The organism is Bradyrhizobium sp. JHI2711 (assembly GCF_056156565.1).
Window position 1 is genome coordinate 1070318 of the sequence record NZ_JBPZPT010000002.1, and the last position, 16182, is coordinate 1086499.

The following is a 16182-nucleotide window of genomic DNA, read 5'->3' on the forward strand; positions in this document are numbered from 1 at the left end:
GGCAAGCAAGCGATCGGAGCCGCGATTGCCTAACGCGGCCTGAACGGATGCGCCTTCTGATGCCAGGCCCAGGCCGTGCGGACGATCGTCGGTAGGTCGGAGTGACGCGGAACGAAGTTCAGCACCTTTCTTGCAGCAGAGGGATCGGCGACCAGAAAGGTGGGATCGCCGGCGCGGCGCGGCTTGATCGTGTGCGGCACCTCGCGCCCGGTCTCCTGCCTGATGGCGTCGAGGATCTCGCGCACGGAAAAGCCGGAGCCGGTGCCGAGATTGAAGCTGCCGCCGGCATGGCCTTGCTCCAAGAGCCTCAAGGCCGCCACATGCGCCGCCGCAAGGTCCGTGACATGGATGTAGTCGCGGATCGCGGTGCCGTCGGGCGTGTCGTAATCGTCGCCGAACACCGCGAACTCGACATGGCCCTGAAGCGCCATCATCGCGCGGGGAATGAGGTGGGTTTCGTTGTCGCGCAGCTCGCCGATGCCACCGGCCGGATCGGCGCCGCTGGCGTTGAAATAGCGCAGGCAGAACGCGCCGAAGCCATAGGCCGTGCGGTAGTCGGCGAGCATGCGCTCGATCATCAATTTCGACGCGCCGTAAGGATTGATCGGCGCGCAAGGAAAGTCTTCCGGCAGCGCCTTGGAATCGGCGTTACCGTAGACGGCGCCGGTCGAGGAGAACACGATGCGATGGCAGCCCGCGTTGCGCATCGCCTGCAGCAGCGACAGCGTGCCCTGGACGTTGTTGATGTAATATTTCTGCGGGTCGGACATGGATTCCCCGACGAGGCTCGCCGCCGCGAAATGCATCACCGCCGTGATCTTGTGGTCGGCGAAGGCGCGCGCCAGCGCCGTGCCGTCGAGCAGATCGCCCGTCACCAGCGGGCCCGATACGAAGCTGCGATGACCTGTCGAGAGATTGTCATAAACGACGGGCTGATAGCCGGCGGCGGACAATGCACGGCAGGCATGCGAGCCAATATAGCCAGCGCCCCCGGTGACGAGGACGGTCGGTCGGTCGGTCATGTCGTATTCTGCTCTTCTCTTAACGGAGGGGCCGGTTGCGGCTGAAGAGAAGATAGAGCGCGCGGGGGTTGGTGGTCAAATAACGCCAGAGCAGACGGCGCGGCTCGAGCAAGGTGCGCCAGGCCCATTCGAGCCCGATCTTCTGCATCCATTGCGGCGCGCGGGAACGACTGCCTGACAAGAAGTTGAACAATCCGCCGGATGTCTTGATGACGCCAACATTGGTCAGATGCGGCGTGAATTCCTTCACGAATGCCTGTTCGTTGGGCACACCGAGCGCGACCCACAGATAGTCCGGTGCCAGGGCGTTGATCTCCTCGACCTTGGCACGCAGCGCCTCGCCGCGCAGATAGCCGTGGCTGTGCCCGACGATCTTGAGATGTGGATACATTTTCTGGACGTTCGCGACCGCCGCGGCGTTCTCGGCCTCGCTTGCGCCGAACATGTAGAAGGTGCGGCCGGCGGCTTCGGCCTTGCGCGCGACGACGTGGAACAGGTCCGTGGTTGCGACGCGCTCCGGCAGCGGGAACCAGGATTGCAGCTTTGAAGCGGCGACCAGCGGCTGTCCGTCGGCGTTGATCAAATCGGCGGCACGGAACAGCTGCTCGGTCTGCGGCTCGGTCGAGCAGCGCGCCAGCACCTCGCCATTGGCCGAGGTCAGGAACAGCGGACGGCCGATACGATGGTCGGGATTCGTCGCCTCGATCATGAAATCGGCGGTCTCTTCCAGGTCGATCGCGGCCATGCGAAGTCCGCCGACGGTGATTCTCGGCACCTCGGCAGTTGCTGCCCGTCCGTCGAGGTTGACGCGGCGCTCAAGCATATTGTCTGCCTCGCTGGCGCGTTTGCATTGCAGGGGTGAGCTCGTCGAGCACGACGCCGACGAGCTTGCGCTCGGCCGGGCCGAGCGCGGCTAGGATCTCTTCCAGGCTGTCGTTGATGTCGAGGCTGGTCGGCAGCACGGCCACCAGCGAGTCGACGTCCTCAAGCAGCTTGCGGCCGCCGGCCGCGAGCGGAATGGCCGGGCCGTCGAGGATCACGAGATCATAGCCGCCCGCGGAATGGGCCTGCACAATCGCCTTGTGGATGGCATCGGCGGCTTTGCCGGCGTCGCCGTCGGCGGCCGGCAGCACCGAGATGCCGTTGACCGTCTTGATCTCGCGCGCGTCCTTGCTGCCGATCGAGAGCCAGCCGAGCCTGCTCGGCTCGCTCTTGCCGGGACGGATGACCCTGTTCGTGAGCGAGCGCGCCTGATGGTCGGCATCGATCATCAGCACGCGGGCGCCGTCGCGTGCGGCCGCCAGCGCGAAGTTCAGCGCGGCCACGCTGCGGCCGCTGGTCTTGCCGGTGCCGACGAGCGCGACGACCGGGATCGCCTTGCCGTCGGCGCGCCGCGTTACCGCGGCGCGCATGTCGCGCCAGGCGTTGAGCAAGCTCGTCATGGGAAAGCCGGGGCGCAGCGTCGGCCAACCCAGCCGCGTGAGATCGACGCCGCCGCCGGTGGGAAGTATGGCGCCGAGCGTATGGATGACGTCGGCCTCCTGGAAGCGTGCGATCAGCGGCTTCTCGATCACTGGCTGCTCGACCATCGAAGGCTGCAGCGGGGGCGCGGCGAGCTCCGGCATCGACGGCGCAGCTTCAGGAGCGCGCGGGGCCTGGCGCGGCTGAGCAACCTCCGCAGCGCGCGGGAGCTCCGGTGCTCGGGACGCCTGCGGCGCCGACGAGCGCTCACGCCGGGCGGGTGTCGGCGTCGCGGGCGCGGCTGCACCGGCGAAAAGCAAATCTGCAACGACGAACCAGCTCGATGCTGCGATCGCCCCGAAGATGAAGCCGATCATGGCGAACAGGCTCATGGCCGGCGGGAACGAGCGCCGCTGCGGCACAGTCGCCTCGCCGATGACGCGGGCGGCCGAGGTGTTCAGGCTCTCCTGCTCCTCGGTCTCGCGGGAGCGCTTGAGAAAGGATTGATAGACGTCACGGCTTGCGTCGGCCTCGCGCTCGAGCTCGCGCAGGCGCACGGCGGCCTGGCTGAGCTGAACGCTCTGCCGCTTCTGCGCTTCCAGCGCGCGGTTGAGCGAGGCCTCGAAGTCGCGGGCGCGCGTCAGATCGTTCTTGGCGGACTGGGCGAAGCGGTCGATCTCCTCGTTGATGGTGCGCTTGAGGTCCTCGACCTGCTTCTCGGTCTGGCGCAGCGCCGGATGGCGCGGGCCGAGCTCACCGGCCTGCTCCGCATATTTCTTCCGGGCGTCGGCATATTGCGCGCGCAAATTCGCAATGGTCGGCGATTGCAGCGCCTCCGGAATCGCGCCGGCATCGGCAGCGGTGCGGCGGCTCGCCTCGATCTGGTCGAGCCGGGCCTGCGCGTCCATCGTCGCCGCGCGGGCCGCGGAAAGCCGCTGGTTGCTGGCGGAGAGCTGCTGATCGCTGATCAGCGCATCCTGGGTGCCGACGAAATTGTTCTGGGCCTTGTAGGTCGCCAGCGCGGTCTCGGCGTTACGCAGCCGGTCGCGCAGCTCCTTCAGACGGCTGGAGAGATCGTTGGTGGCGCGCCGTGCCGCCGAAGCCTGCGACTTGCGGGATTCGGAGAGATAGGCATTGGTCAGCGTGTTGGCGAGCATCGCAGCCTTGGCGGGATCCGTCGACCAGACCTCGATGTCGACGATGAAGCTCTTCTCGGTTTTGCGGATCGCGATGTGCTTGTTCAACGCATCGAGCGCCGCGAGCTCCACTTCCCTCTTCTCCGCAGCGGAGGGCGCGCGCGGTTGCAGGCCGATCAGGCCGAGCAGCGACGACATCAGGCTCCCAGCCTCGCCGCCTCCGAATTCCGGATCCTTGTCGAGGCCGGCCTGCTGGATCACCTGGAGCAGCACGCTGTTGGAGGTGATCAGGCGCGCCTGGCTCTCCACCACCATGGCCATGCCGGTGACGTCCTGGGCCCGGGGCGTGAGCTCGCGGTCGACGAGCTGAAGCTCGCGCGGGTCGACATAGAGCTGAGCGGTGGCGGTGTAGCGGGGCGTCACGCTCTTGCCGATCGTGACGGCAAGCGCCGCACCGAGCAGGGCGGCCGCGGCGATCGCGACCTTCCGCCGCCAGAGCAGATTGGCGAGCTCCAGCACGTTGAAGCCGGCCTGAGGCTTCCGTTGCGCGGCCTCCGGTCTGGCTCGATCGATCGGCTGGCTATAATCAAGCATGATCCCCAGCTTTCATTCCAAGTGCCGCGGGCTGAGGGGTTACTCTTCGCTTTACGCCACGCACCCGGGATATAGGTGCCCAATCAACGCAACAGGGAAAATTAACCATACTCATTGTGGGACTATTCACCGAAATGGCAAACAAAGCGTTTAAGCGCATGCCATCCCTCGGCGCCTTCCTGTGAACCTCGCGATACCCGCTCCTTAACGGTTCGTTACCGCGCGCAGCATGGCCGCGAGCCGTCGTTCGTCCGTTGATGGGCCGCGCACGTGCCATCGCCGTCAGATCCTCCGAAGGATGACGTGATAGTCGCCGCGGCGGACGTCGGTGCCGCGCGGCAGCACGGCGTTGAGCACCGCGGCCCCGGCGTCGACCAGGGCCGCAAACAGCGGCTTGCGCCGGCGCATCTCGGGATAGCGCGGACTCTCGACCTCACGACGATAGATCATCTCAAGGCCGTTGGCGGCCGCGAATGCTTCCAGCCGCGGCAACGTCACCAAGGGATGGAAGAACGTCGGGAACGGCGGCTCGCCCGGCAGGCCGGCGTCCTTGATGCCGCGGATGTGCCGGTAGAACCAGACGTGAAACCAGTGCGGCGAATATTTGGTGACGAACCCGGAGAGCGAGCGCGGATTCGGTGCGCCGATCAGGATCATCCCCCCGCGCCTCAGCGCATCGCGGAAGTTCAAGAGCGCGGCGTCGACATGGGGCAAGTGCTCGATCACGTTGTAGCAGATCACGAGATCGAAGGTCTCGCGGGCGAAGCTGTAGGTCTGGACGTCGCCGAGGATCGCCTCGTCGGCGTAGGTGTTGTTGCGGACCTGGTCCTCGTCGATGTCGACCACGGTGACCTTGCTGCGGCTCAGCAATTCCGGTGGCAGAACGCTGCACGAGCCGCCGCCCGCCTCATAGATCGCGAGGCGGCCCTGCGGCAGCTCGCGGCACAGCACGTCGTGGACGGCGAGCAGGCTGTCGCGGGCTTCGCCCGGAACGAGATCATGGAGCGCCTCGGCATATGGTGCAGCCGCGGGGAATTGGATCGCCGTGGCTGTCGCGAAATCGATCGGGGCTGGCTTGTTCATGGATTCTGACCGCGCTTGTTCTATTCAAATTTACAGGAAAAAATGCGCCTGCCCGAAGAGCAAATCCGATGCCGCACCGTCTCACCGGTCGCAGTGCTTACGGCCCGGTTAATGCGCATGCGCATTAACTACGGTATTGTTCATGTTGGAGCGTTGTCGGCGCATGGACCGCCAATTGCAGCACGACGCGCGGCGAACTTGGTGGCTATGTGCCGCGCGGCAGCCGTTCATTTTGAAACGCATCTGTCCCGCGGCGATGTGCCGTCGTGGGATGCGCGATCGAAGCAGGGATTCTTCAATACATCTCGGACATCTAGATCTCATGACATTGATCCCGACAGACCTGTCTGCGGCCCGGATCGCGGATGCCGTGCGCGATCCCAACCGGGAGATCGTGGCGAGCTCTCGCGTCATCGACCTGTCGGTCGACATCGTCGTCTGCGTTCCATGCTTCCGTCGTCCGCAACACCTGCGCCTGACGCTGGAGTCGCTCGCGAACCAGCGCACCCCGCGTTCCTTTGCCGTCGTCATGGTCGAGAACGATGCGGTGCGGCGCGAAAGCGCGCCGGTTGCCGCGGAGTTCTTGGCCGATGGGAGGCTTCAGGGCGTCTGCCTGATCGAGAAGCGACAGGGAAATTGCCAGGCGATCAATGCTGCCTTCGAGACGGCGCAGCAGCTGTTTCCCGCCGCCACCCGTTTCCTGATGATCGACGACGACGAGATCGCATCAAGCGACTGGCTCGAACTGATGGTCCGCACCGCGGAGGCGACCGGCGCCGAAGTGGTTGGCGGGCCGGTGCTGCCGGTCTTCGACGACGACAGCAAGCCCTGGCTTTCGCGTCATCCCGCCTTCTGTCCCGCCTACGACTACAGCGGTGCGGTGCCGCTGATCTACGGCTGCGGCAATTGCCTGATCACGCGGGCCGCCTTCGAGCGGTTCGACCGTCCCGCGTTCGACCTGCGCTTCAATTTTCTTGGCGGCGGCGATTGTGATTTCTTCGTGCGGTGCCGTGACGCCGGTATGCTGTTCCACTGGACGGCGGAGGCCGTCATCACCGAGACCGTGCCGCGTAGCCGCACCAGCCTCGGCTGGATCGCAAAGCGCGGCTTGCGCATCGGCGCGATCAATTATCGTGTGCAGTACAAAGCCGCCCCGAGCGCAGCAGCGCGGGCGCGGGTGTTTGCGCAGATGCTGGGCCGCTTGCCGCTGTCGCTGCTTCGCGCCGCCGCCTTGTTGCCGTCGTCGAAAGCCGTCGTCGCGATGCATCCCGTGATGGTTGCGTTTGGCGCCGCCCTGGCGGCCCTCGGCCTCGAGCCGAAGCCTTACGAGGCCTCGAAGATCGCGTCCTGACGCGGCGAGGATTAGATACCGAAACGGGCGAGGGCGACCCGGATTGCCGAGCGTGGCAGCGATTTGAGCGACTGCCGGCCGATCATCGCGAGATAAGCGAACGCCTGGCGATACCTGCCGAAGCGGACCGCTTGCATCGCCGAGTAGGTAACGAGATGAATCTCGGCGGCAAGGCGCAGCCCGGCTGTCATGTGCTCGGGCAATCTCGCCAGGATCAATCCGTCATCGAACACCCGCGCGATGGCCGGGAAGAAGTCCTTCGGCGTCCGGATCGCGGCGTTCATGGTGTTGGTGGTGTGAAGACGATAATCGAGCAACAGCTCTGGCGCGAACGCGAACTCCCCGATCGCAGCGAGGCGGCACCAGCAATGCCAGTCCTCGCAATATTTGAGGGACGTATCGAAGCCGCCGATGGCGCGGAAAGCTTCCGCGCGTGCGAGCGCGATGCCGCCATTGACGATGAAATTGCCGGCGGCGAGCCGCGTCAGCACGTCTCCGGACGGCTTCCGGCGCCCCTTCAAGAGGCCGCGCCGGCCGATCTGGCGGCCTTCGCTGTCGATGGTGTTGTAATCGCCATAGACGAGGACGGCGCGCGGCGCGCCACGCGCAGCAGCGAGCAGCGCCGCCACCGCGCCTGGGCGCAGGCGGTCGTCGGCATCGAGGAAGAGCAACCACTCGCCGCTTGCCTGTCTTGCGCCGAGATTGCGTGCGGCCGATACGCCCGCGGAATCGTTGTGGAACAAGTGCAGCCGCGGGTCACGCATGCCGCGGACGATCGCAACGGTTTCGTCGTCCGAGCCGTCGTCCACGACGATCACCTCGGTCACCTCGCGCTGCGCCAGAGCGCTGGCAAGCGTTTCGCCGACATAGGCCGCAACGTTCTTGGCCGGAATGACGACCGATACCGGTGTGGTCGAGCCGACCTGAAGCGGCAAGCGCGCCGGCGCTGCCGCGCGGGAGGCGGCTGGCAGTTCGAGAACCTCTTCAGCGGTGATCAAGCTACGGCTCGCCTTTAATGATCCGTTAACCAGGACCCCATGTGCCGTGCTGGTAATGCTGGCGATCTGCAAGTCCGGCGTGCGCGCATGATACTCGCATTCCGCTCGAACCGTTGCCGAGAAGGGCCGTGTGCCGCCGGTTTCGTAGAATAACGTTAAGCCGCTGGCATTAAGCCTGTGGCAAATTTGGAAGAGTGCGGCGGACTGCCTCGTGCGAGAATGCGCATCGGACTGCCGCGGATGGAATCCCGTGCCCGCAAACACGTTCGAACACGCCCCCGATACGATGATCCTGAACCTCTTTTACGAGGACAAGGATGACCGCTGGTTTCCGGGCGACAGGCATCTGCGTCGCATCGCCCGCCGGTTGTTGCTCGGCGAGCCGCGCATGAGTGGCCAGCTGCGCGTGTTCCTCAATCTCTGTGCGGGGCTCGACCGGCTCGGCATCCGCTACCGCGTCAACGATTACGGTTACATCGCGGAACATCCCCACGAGCTTGCCTGTATCGTCGGGCGCACGTTCCTGCTCGACAAGTTCCTATGGAAGAACCCGATCCTGCTCGGCGCTGCCGTCCACAATCATCCGCTCGACGACCCTGATCTATTCAAGCGTCTGCCGGTGAAGAAGGTCGTGGTGCCCGGTCCCTGGTACGTCGATATGTACCGGCCATATTGGCCCGAGACCGAGGCCTGGCCTGTCGGCATCGACACGAATCTCTGGGCGCCGTCGGCTCGAGCGCAAAAGACCGTCGATGTCTTGATCTACGACAAGGTCCACTGGGACCGCGAGCGCTACGCGTCGGAGATGATCGAGCCCGTGCGCGCCCGGCTCGTTAAGGAAGGTCGCTCGTTCACGGAGCTGCGCTACGGCAGCTACAAGGAAGCCGATTTTCAGGCGGCGCTCGCGCGTTCGCGCGCGATGATCTTCCTGTGCCAAAGCGAGAGCCAGGGCATCGCCTATCAGCAGGCCTTGTCCTGCGGCGTGCCGGTGTTTGCCTGGGATCCGGGCGGGCCATGGCGCGACCCCGACTATTATCCGCATCGCGTGCAGTTCGCGCCGGTGTCGTCGGTGCCGTACTGGGACGAACGCTGCGGGGTCAAGTTCACCGACATCGCCGGCTTCGAGACGGGCTGGGACAATTTCTGGGCCGGGTGCACCGCGGGCGCGTTCGATCCGCGCGGCTACATCCTGGACAATCTCACGCTGGAGCAACGGGCGCTGCAATATTACGAGATCGCGCGGAGCATCATGCGGCAGCCCGCGATGTCGCAGACCTCCGCAAGACCCGTTGACGAAGCCTCGGAAGGGTTGAGCCGCGACCCCAAGCTTCACTGGCGTTACCGAATGTCTTGAGCCATGGACCGCAGTGCCGCCAACATGACCGATGTCGAGGCCCGATCGTTCGGCCATATCCTGCGTGATCGCCTCGCAGGGCTCGATGCCGTGCAGGTGGCGCGCTGCCTCGTCGCGGTCGGGGCGCTGCTGCTGGTGCTGGTGACACTCGATCCGTTCCCGGACCTGCGCAATCCCGACGTCACCATGATCGTCGGCGGACGAATGGCGCTGACCTATATCGCCTGGGGCCTGCTGGCTGCGGTCGCTATCCTGTGTGTCGCTGCCACCGATGCGCTCGCGCTGAAGAGCCTGGTGACGCCGCTGCATCTCTGCCTGCTGGTCTGGCTTGTGATCAACATCGTGTTCTCCGAAAGCCGCGGCGTTTCGATGCAGCGATTCGTGCTCACGGTTAGCGTGACGTCGCTCGCCATCGTGTTGCCGTTGCTGCCGCCGACGCGGCGCAGCTTCAACCTTTGCCTGGGCGGCGCCGCGCTCGTGCTGCTCGCGCTGTGCTATCTCGGCGTCTTCCTCGCGCCGCAATATGCGGTCCACACGGCGCTCGACGTCACCGAGCCGCAGCTTGCCGGCGACTGGCGCGGCAGCTTTGGCCACAAGAATATCGCCTCCGCCGTGATGACCATCCTGGTCTATGTCGGCATCTACCTGTCCGCCGTCGGCTCGTTCGTGATGGGGCCTGTGATCGCCGTGCTGGCCGGCACCTTCCTGATCTTCACCGGCGGCAAGACGTCCTCGGTGCTGTGCCTTGCGATCTACGTGCTCGCTTCGCTGGTCTATGTCACGCCAAGCCTGTGGCTGAAGCGGCTCATCTGCTTCGTGCCGCTGGTTGCGATGAACCTGTTGACCGTCGGCAGTGTCGTCAGTCCGGTGCTGGCGGCGATGACACGGCTGCTTCCGCTCGATCCCACCTTCACCGGACGCTCCGCGATCTGGGACTTCGCGCTCGCGGCCGTCGCGGAGAAGCCGATCATCGGCCACGGCTATTCTGCGTTCTGGGACGACGTGAGTGCGCGGGCCACCGCGGAAGGAGCCGAATGGGCGACATCGGCGGCGCACAGCCACAATAGCTACCTCGATCTCGCGGTCACGATCGGTCTGCCGGGGCTGCTGCTGGTGATCCTCATCTTCGTGCTCGCCCCGCTCCGCAATTTCCAGACGGCGCAGGCTCACAGCCGCAGTGGCGCACTGGCCAAGCTGTTCCTGACCGTGTGGCTGTTCGGCCTGTACTACGGTGCCACCGAGACCTTCCTGCTCGAACGACAGAATCCGATCTGGTTCATGTTCGCGCTGGCGGCGGCCGGCCTGCACTTCCTGGCGAGGTTCCAATGCATCGAGCAGACCGAGCCCCGCGCATGACGTTCCTCAGCGTTGATCAGCCCGATGATCTTGCGTCCAGCGCGTCGGCCATCGCGGTCGATTTCCTGCGTGACTGGCGGCACGCGGCCTCGCGCCTGAGCGCCGGGCACCGCACCGCCTTCCAGCATGCTAACTGGCTCGGCGCCTGGTACGAGTCGTTTCACGATGTCGCGCCACTGATCGCCGTGATCTCCGATGCTGCCACCGGCAAGGACATCGCAGTCGTGCCGATGATCAGCCATGTCAGGCGCGGCATCCGCATCGTCGAGTTCGCGGACCTCGGCGTCTCCGACAACAACGCACCGATCCTGGCGCTCGATGCCGAGTTGGACGCGGGAACGGCGGACGCGATCAACACAGCGCTGATCGGCGCGTTGCGCGCGCTGCCCGATCGTCTCGATCTGCTCCGCCTGAAGAAGATGCCGGCAGAGGTCGGCGGCAAGCCGAATCCGCTGGTATCGCTCGGCCGGATCGGATCCTCCTCGCTCAACGGCAATCTCGTGTTGATGGGCGACGACTATGGCGGCTATCAGGCCGCGATCAAGCGCCTGCAGATGCCGCGCTGCTGGCGGGTCTTCAGCCGTCTTGCCGGTGCGCGGTTCGAGATCGCCGCCGATGTCGGGCGTGCGCACGAGCTGTTGGACGTGATGGATCTCCAGCAGCAGGCACGCATGCAAAAGCTCGGCTCGCGGTTCGTTCTCAACGACGAGACCCATGCGCGATTCTATCGCGAGGTCGTCCGCCGGGGCCTCGCGGGAGGTCATGCCATGGTCTCGGCACTGGTGTGCGAGGAAGGCATTGTCGCCACCGCGCTCGGCGTCAAGCATGGCGCGACCTATGTCCTGCTGCGCATCAGCCATGGCGGCGATCAATGGTCGAGCTGCTCGCCGGGTCTGCTCGTCACCGAGCGCACCCTGGCGGCGCTGCATGCGCAAGGCCTGCGCCGTTTCGACCTCAGCATCGGCAATCAGGACTACAAGCGGCGCCTCGGCGCCGAGAGGGTGCCGCTGACCGATGTCAGCGTCGCGCTGTCCTGGCGCGGCCGGCCCTTCGCCTGGCGCGATCACGCCGCGCAGGGCCTTCGGCGCTATCCGAAGCTCGCCTCCCTCGCGGCGAGGGCGATGGGCAAGGGAGCGCGCTGACGGGCGCCGTCTGTTTCGCCATCACCTCGGAAGGCCCGCCCGGAAAGCATCCAGCAACGCGCGTCCTTGCGGCCAGTCGCCGAGCCCGCTCGCGGCATTGATGCGGCCGAGCGCGCCCGGCACGATCAGGCCGGACTGCCAGTCCTGCGCCCGCCGCCGTGTCACCTCGAGCGCTCCATATGGATCATTCGTGCTCGCGATGATCAGCGCGGGAAAGCGCAACGCGCCGCCGGGGACCGGCTTGAACGCTGCGGCCTCCGCGGGAAAATGGCCGCCATCGGGATCGGGCACGGCGACCAGAAAGGCGCCCGCAATCGCGGAAGGGAAGCGCGCGGCCCAGTGCGCCACCAAAAGGCAGGCGAGGCTGTGTGCGACCAGGAGGGGCGGCCTGGCGCAGCGCGCGACCACGTGCTCCAGGGCTTGCTCCCAGTCGTCGAGCTCCGGCTGGTCCCAGCTCGCCGGCTGGAATCGCGTGAAGCGCGCGTCAGCGCGCTCCCATAGCGTCTGCCAGTGGGTATCTCCGGAGCCGCCGAGCCCGGGCAATGTGATGATGTCGTGAATGAACGTCCCGTGATATCTGAGTTGACCGCAGTGTGACCGATCGCGGTCCTGCATCACATGGCAAGTCATCGGCGAAATCGACCATCTGCCGATGATCTCAAGGTGGAACGGAGAATTGAGTTTGGATCGCTTCGGGAGCATCGATGCCAAGGATTTGAAGATCCTCGAGGCGCTGCAGGCCAATGCGCGCGTACCGTTGTCCGAGCTCGGCCGTTCCGTCGGGCTGTCCCAGCCGGCCGTGTCCGAACGCGTCAAGCGGCTCGAGGAAGCCGGCATCATCGAGGGCTATGGCGCCCGCATCAACCCGCGCGCTCTCGGGCTCGGCCTGATGGCGCTGGTGCGCCTGCGCACCTCGCACGAGCACATCAAGACCTGCCTCAAGCGGTTCAGCGAAATCCCTCACATCATCGAAGTCCATCGCGTCACGGGCGATGACTGTTTCGTGCTCAAGGTGCTCGTTCCGGCGCCGGAGGATCTCGAGACCATCGTGGATCGCATCGCCGGTTTTGGCGCTGTGACGACCTCGCTGGTGCTACGGAGCGAACCCGTGCGGCCGATCGGCAAGGACCTCGTCAGGAAGAAAATGGAACGGAGTTGAGGCGTGGCTACGTCACGGCGCCGTCACAAAAGGCCGCGATTGCGCAAGCCTTCCGATGATCGTCCTCGTTGTGTTATCGTCGCTTCCATTCCGCGGAGGCGACATGGAAGACCGTTCGGCAAAATATCGTGCATTCTATGCGCAGTTGATTTGCGGTGCTGCGAAGGCTGCAGACCCTCGCCTCGAACAGGCCTTTCGGACCATCAGGCGCGAGCCGTTCGCCGGGCCCGGGCCGTGGTCGATCTGCCTCGGCGGCCATCCCTATGTGGTCACGCCTGACGATGATCCCGCCTTCCTCTATCAGAATGCGCTGTTGGCGCTGGACCCGGCGCGCGGTCTCAACATCGGCATGCCCGGCGCGCACGCCTACTGGCTCAGCGGCTGCGCGGTGAAGGAAGGCGAGACCGTGGTCCAGATCGGCGCCGGCAGCGGCTATTACACCGCAATTCTCGCGCATCTCGTCGGTCCCGGCGGCCGCGTTCACGCCTATGAGATCGATGAACGTCTGGCGGGACTTGCGCGCGACAATCTGAAGGACGTCGCCCATGTGGACGTGCGCGGACGCTCGGGCATCGCGGCGGATCTGCCGGAGGCCGACGTGATCTATGTCTGCGCGGGCGCGGCGCAGCCGGCGGCGGAATGGCTCGATGCGCTGCGGTCCGGCGGGCGGCTGGTGTTTCCGCTCGCGCCCGAAGGCATGTACGGCGGCATGTTGATGATCACGCGGCCGGATGACGGTGAAATCTGGCCGGCGAAATTCCTCAGTCGCGCCCAATTCATCGGCTGCGCGGGATTGCAGGATGCCGAGGCCGGCCGGCGATTGGGCGAGGCGTTCACGAAAGGTTGGGAAGGGGTGCAGTCGTTGCGGAGAGAGGGCGTCCCCGACGAGACATGCTGGTTTGCCGGCGAGGGCTGGTGGCTTTCGACGGCGCCCGCACCTCTACCGACGGAGCCGGTTCGGCCTCACGCCGACATCACGCAGATTTAATGGTGACCGTATCCCGATCCCGGATTGGGGCGGCATTCCCGGCTGAGAATGCCGCCCAGGGTCGCATCATCCATGCAGCTTTTTGGCGGTCTCCGCGATCTGGCGGCCCTGATAGCGCGCGCCGGCGAGCTCGTTGGCGCTGGGCTGGCGGCTGCCGTCGCCGCCGGTGATCGTGGTGGCGCCATAGGGCGCACCGCCCGTGACCTCGTCGAGCTTCATCTGGCCGGCAAAGCCGTAGTTCATGCCGACCACGACCATGCCGAAATGCAGCAGGTTGGTGATGATCGAGAACAGCGTGGTCTCCTGGCCGCCGTGCTGGGTCGCGGTGGCCGTGAAGGCACCGCCGACCTTGCCGTGCAGCGCGCCCTTGGCCCAGAGCCCGCCGGCCTGGTCGAGGAAGTTCGCCATCTGCGAGGCCATGCGGCCGAAGCGGGTGCCGGTGCCGACGATGATCGCGTCGTAATTGGCGAGGTCCTCGATCTTGGCGACCGGCGCGGCCTGGTCGAGCTTGTAATAGGAGGCTTTCGCGACCTCGGCCGGCACCAGCTCGGGCACGCGCTTGATGTCAACGGTCGCGCCGGCCTCGCGCGCGCCTTCGGCGACGGCATTGGCCATCGCTTCAATATGGCCATAGGCGGAATAATAGAGGACGAGAACTTTTGTCATGGTGGTCTCCGTTGGGATTGGGTGAGGTGATTGGTTGCTTGTTCGTCACGCCGCGTCGACGAGCACGAGCTCGGAATCTTCGAGCGCCGTGATCTTCAGCTTGGCCTCGTCGCGGATCGCGGCGCCGTCGCGGGCATTGACGCGGACGCCGTTGACCTCGACAACGCCTGCCGCCGGCACTAGGTAGAGATGCCGCGACGTCTGCGGCTCATACTCCGCGCTCTCGCCCGCCTTCAGCGTGGTGGCGAGCACCCGGGCATCGGCGCGGATCGGCAGTGCGTCCGTGTCGCCCGCAAAGCCGCTCGCGATGGTGACGAGCCTGCCGGAGCGGTCTGCCTTCGGAAACGGCTTCGAGCCCCAGGTCGGCTGTCCGCCGCGCATCGCCGGCTCGATCCAGATCTGGAAGATCCGCGTCCTGGTCGGCTCGAGATTGTACTCGGAGTGGCGGATGCCGCTGCCGGCGCTCATCACCTGCACGTCGCCCGCTTCGGTGCGGCCCTCGTTGCCGAGGCTGTCCTGATGGGTGATCGCGCCGTCGCGCACATAGGTGATGATCTCCATGTTGGCGTGGGGATGGGCGGGAAAGCCGGTGTTCGGCGCGATCTCGTCGTCATTCCACACCCGCAAGGCGCCGTGGCCCATGTTGTTCGGGTCGTAATGGCCAGCGAACGAGAAATGATGCTTGGCCTTGAGCCAGCCGTGATCGGCGCCGCCGAGCTTCGCGAAAGGTCTGAGTTCGATCATCTGTGCAATTCCTTGATGTCGGATTGACCTGTTGGATAAGCCTTCGCCTGTGGTATAGAAATAGAAACTGTCGAAACGCATTGTTTCCTTAAATGCCCCATCAGGACCGGCTGCCATGGCAAAACTTCCAGATTTCGAAGCGCTCGCGATCTTCGCCAAAGTCGTGGAGCTGCGATCATTTGCGGGGGCTGCGAGCGAGCTCGGGATGTCAAAGGCCACGGTGTCCAAGGCGGTCACGCGATTGGAGGAGCGGCTCGGCGCGCGGCTGTTCAACCGCACCTCGCGCCGGCTCGCGCTGACCGATGCCGGCCACAAGCTGGCCGAACGCGCGACGCGCCTCTTGGCCGACGGCGAGGCCGCCGAAAACGAGGCGTTGGCGCAGTCGGTGGCGCCGCGCGGCCTGGTGCGGCTCGCCGTCCCCATGACGTTCGGCATCAAGGCGGTGGCGCCGCTGCTGCCCGAGTTCTTCCAGGCCTATCCGGAAGTCTCCGTCGATCTGCATTTGAGCGATGCGACCGTCGACCTGATCGGCGAAGGTTTCGACATGGCGGTGCGGATCGCGCGGCTGCCGGACTCTTCGCTGATCGCGCGGCGGCTCTTCACCATGCCGCGCTACACGGTCGCCGCGCCGTCCTATCTCAAGAAGCACGGCCGGCCGACGCACCCGATGCATCTCGCCGCGCACAAATGCTTCAGCTACGCCTATCTCTCCACGCCCAACGCCTGGCACTACACCAATTCGGCCGGCGAGCAGGCCAGCGTGCGCCCGGGCGGTCAGCTTCGCGTCAACAACGGCGAAGCCGTGATGCCGGCGTTGATCGCGGGCCTCGGCATCGCCGATCTGCCGGAATTCATCGTCGGCGAGGCGATCTCGTCAGGCGAGGTCGAGGTCATCCTGAAGGACTGGAAACAGGCCGAAGGCGCCGTGCACCTCGTGACCCCGCCCGGCGGCCCCCGCCCCGCGCGCGTCGAAGCGCTCGCCGATTTCCTCGCAGCGAAGCTGCCGGGCACGTGCAAGCGCCGGCCGCGCGGGAAAAGCAAAGCGTCGTAGGAGCGCGCGCGGCTTCAACGCTCTCCGTCATTGCGAGCGCAGCGAAGCAATCCAGCATGTCTCCTCGGAGAGATTCT

15 protein-coding genes are annotated in these 16182 nt (G+C 65.6%); 7 read left to right on the forward strand and 8 right to left on the reverse strand.

Features of this window, described 5'->3' with window-relative positions; translation table 11 throughout:
* Positions 1–29: 29 nt before the first annotated feature.
* From galE to ACTEK7_RS17580, 4 genes are all read right to left on the reverse strand, one after another.
* Positions 30–1022 (reverse strand): UDP-glucose 4-epimerase GalE, encoded by a 993-nt coding sequence (gene galE, locus ACTEK7_RS17565; RefSeq protein WP_225126571.1) that lies wholly within the window; start codon positions 1020–1022, stop codon positions 30–32.
* Positions 1023–1041: 19 nt separating this feature from the next.
* Positions 1042–1845: a WecB/TagA/CpsF family glycosyltransferase gene (locus ACTEK7_RS17570; protein WP_035997366.1), complete on the reverse strand. Its 804-nt coding sequence runs from the start codon at positions 1843–1845 to the stop codon at positions 1042–1044.
* The gene (locus ACTEK7_RS17575) at positions 1838–4213 is read right to left on the reverse strand and encodes a Wzz/FepE/Etk N-terminal domain-containing protein (protein WP_225146295.1); all 2376 of its coding nucleotides are present in this window, start codon (positions 4211–4213) and stop codon (positions 1838–1840) included. Before ACTEK7_RS17575 ends, ACTEK7_RS17570 begins: the two co-directional genes overlap by 8 nt.
* Before the next feature lie 282 nt (positions 4214–4495).
* Complete coding sequence (locus ACTEK7_RS17580; protein WP_109142329.1) at positions 4496–5296, reverse strand: class I SAM-dependent methyltransferase; 801 nt, start codon at positions 5294–5296, stop codon at positions 4496–4498.
* A 322-nt stretch (positions 5297–5618) separates the two neighbouring features.
* On the opposite strand from ACTEK7_RS17580, the gene ACTEK7_RS17585 reads away from it, so the two are divergent.
* Positions 5619–6647 (forward strand): glycosyltransferase family 2 protein, encoded by a 1029-nt coding sequence (locus tag ACTEK7_RS17585; protein WP_109142330.1) that lies wholly within the window; start codon positions 5619–5621, stop codon positions 6645–6647.
* Between the two features lie 11 nt (positions 6648–6658).
* Here the strand turns inward: ACTEK7_RS17585 and ACTEK7_RS17590 are convergent, their stop codons facing one another.
* Positions 6659–7645 carry a glycosyltransferase gene (locus ACTEK7_RS17590; RefSeq protein ID WP_035997380.1) on the reverse strand — a complete coding sequence of 329 codons (987 nt, stop codon included), beginning with the start codon at positions 7643–7645 and terminating at the stop codon, positions 6659–6661.
* 250 nt (positions 7646–7895) lie between these two features.
* Between ACTEK7_RS17590 and ACTEK7_RS17595 the strand changes: the two genes are divergently transcribed.
* From ACTEK7_RS17595 to ACTEK7_RS17605, 3 genes are read left to right on the forward strand one after another with little or no spacing between them, the layout of a single operon-like run.
* Entirely contained in the window at positions 7896–8999 is a 1104-nt protein-coding gene (locus tag ACTEK7_RS17595; protein ID WP_225126568.1) for a glycosyltransferase, read from the forward strand.
* A 3-nt stretch (positions 9000–9002) separates the two neighbouring features.
* Complete coding sequence (locus ACTEK7_RS17600; protein WP_225140906.1) at positions 9003–10355, forward strand: O-antigen ligase family protein; 1353 nt, start codon at positions 9003–9005, stop codon at positions 10353–10355.
* Entirely contained in the window at positions 10352–11497 is a 1146-nt protein-coding gene (locus ACTEK7_RS17605; protein WP_225146296.1) for a GNAT family N-acetyltransferase, read from the forward strand. The genes ACTEK7_RS17600 and ACTEK7_RS17605 overlap by 4 nt, the downstream gene beginning before the upstream one ends.
* A gap of 21 nt (positions 11498–11518) precedes the next feature.
* Here ACTEK7_RS17605 and ACTEK7_RS17610 read toward each other — a convergent pair whose 3' ends face one another.
* The gene (locus ACTEK7_RS17610) at positions 11519–12058 is read right to left on the reverse strand and encodes an RBBP9/YdeN family alpha/beta hydrolase (RefSeq protein WP_225146503.1); all 540 of its coding nucleotides are present in this window, start codon (positions 12056–12058) and stop codon (positions 11519–11521) included.
* A gap of 121 nt (positions 12059–12179) precedes the next feature.
* On the opposite strand from ACTEK7_RS17610, the gene ACTEK7_RS17615 reads away from it, so the two are divergent.
* The gene (locus ACTEK7_RS17615; protein WP_036021132.1) at positions 12180–12656 is read left to right on the forward strand and encodes an Lrp/AsnC family transcriptional regulator; all 477 of its coding nucleotides are present in this window, start codon (positions 12180–12182) and stop codon (positions 12654–12656) included.
* A gap of 103 nt (positions 12657–12759) precedes the next feature.
* On the forward strand, positions 12760–13644 hold the full coding sequence (locus tag ACTEK7_RS17620) for a protein-L-isoaspartate O-methyltransferase family protein (RefSeq protein WP_225146297.1): 885 nt from the start codon (positions 12760–12762) through the stop codon (positions 13642–13644).
* Positions 13645–13710: 66 nt separating this feature from the next.
* On the opposite strand, the gene wrbA is transcribed toward ACTEK7_RS17620, so the two are convergent.
* Both wrbA and ACTEK7_RS17630 read right to left on the reverse strand, forming a co-directional pair.
* Positions 13711–14310 (reverse strand): NAD(P)H:quinone oxidoreductase, encoded by a 600-nt coding sequence (wrbA, locus tag ACTEK7_RS17625; RefSeq protein ID WP_057028278.1) that lies wholly within the window; start codon positions 14308–14310, stop codon positions 13711–13713.
* 45 nt (positions 14311–14355) lie between these two features.
* The gene (locus ACTEK7_RS17630) at positions 14356–15054 is read right to left on the reverse strand and encodes a pirin family protein (protein ID WP_225146298.1); all 699 of its coding nucleotides are present in this window, start codon (positions 15052–15054) and stop codon (positions 14356–14358) included.
* 115 nt (positions 15055–15169) lie between these two features.
* Between ACTEK7_RS17630 and ACTEK7_RS17635 the strand changes: the two genes are divergently transcribed.
* Positions 15170–16105 carry a LysR family transcriptional regulator gene (locus tag ACTEK7_RS17635; protein ID WP_225146299.1) on the forward strand — a complete coding sequence of 312 codons (936 nt, stop codon included), beginning with the start codon at positions 15170–15172 and terminating at the stop codon, positions 16103–16105.
* The last annotated feature ends 77 nt before the right edge of the window (positions 16106–16182 follow it).

What these genes read in the sequence shown, in the direction of transcription:
- ACTEK7_RS17635 (WP_225146299.1), top strand. Translation starts at nt 15,170, where the DNA reads ATGGCAAAACTTCCAGATTTCGAAGCGCTCGCGATCTTCGCCAAAGTC.
- ACTEK7_RS17600 (WP_225140906.1), top strand. Translation starts at nt 9,003, where the DNA reads ATGGACCGCAGTGCCGCCAACATGACCGATGTCGAGGCCCGATCGTTC.
- ACTEK7_RS17630 (WP_225146298.1), bottom strand. Translation starts at nt 15,054, where the DNA reads ATGATCGAACTCAGACCTTTCGCGAAGCTCGGCGGCGCCGATCACGGC.
- galE (WP_225126571.1), bottom strand. Translation starts at nt 1,022, where the DNA reads ATGACCGACCGACCGACCGTCCTCGTCACCGGGGGCGCTGGCTATATT.
- ACTEK7_RS17620 (WP_225146297.1), top strand. Translation starts at nt 12,760, where the DNA reads ATGGAAGACCGTTCGGCAAAATATCGTGCATTCTATGCGCAGTTGATT.
- ACTEK7_RS17585 (WP_109142330.1), top strand. Translation starts at nt 5,619, where the DNA reads ATGACATTGATCCCGACAGACCTGTCTGCGGCCCGGATCGCGGATGCC.
- ACTEK7_RS17575 (WP_225146295.1), bottom strand. Translation starts at nt 4,213, where the DNA reads ATGCTTGATTATAGCCAGCCGATCGATCGAGCCAGACCGGAGGCCGCG.
- ACTEK7_RS17570 (WP_035997366.1), bottom strand. Translation starts at nt 1,845, where the DNA reads ATGCTTGAGCGCCGCGTCAACCTCGACGGACGGGCAGCAACTGCCGAG.
- ACTEK7_RS17580 (WP_109142329.1), bottom strand. Translation starts at nt 5,296, where the DNA reads ATGAACAAGCCAGCCCCGATCGATTTCGCGACAGCCACGGCGATCCAA.
- ACTEK7_RS17605 (WP_225146296.1), top strand. Translation starts at nt 10,352, where the DNA reads ATGACGTTCCTCAGCGTTGATCAGCCCGATGATCTTGCGTCCAGCGCG.
- wrbA (WP_057028278.1), bottom strand. Translation starts at nt 14,310, where the DNA reads ATGACAAAAGTTCTCGTCCTCTATTATTCCGCCTATGGCCATATTGAA.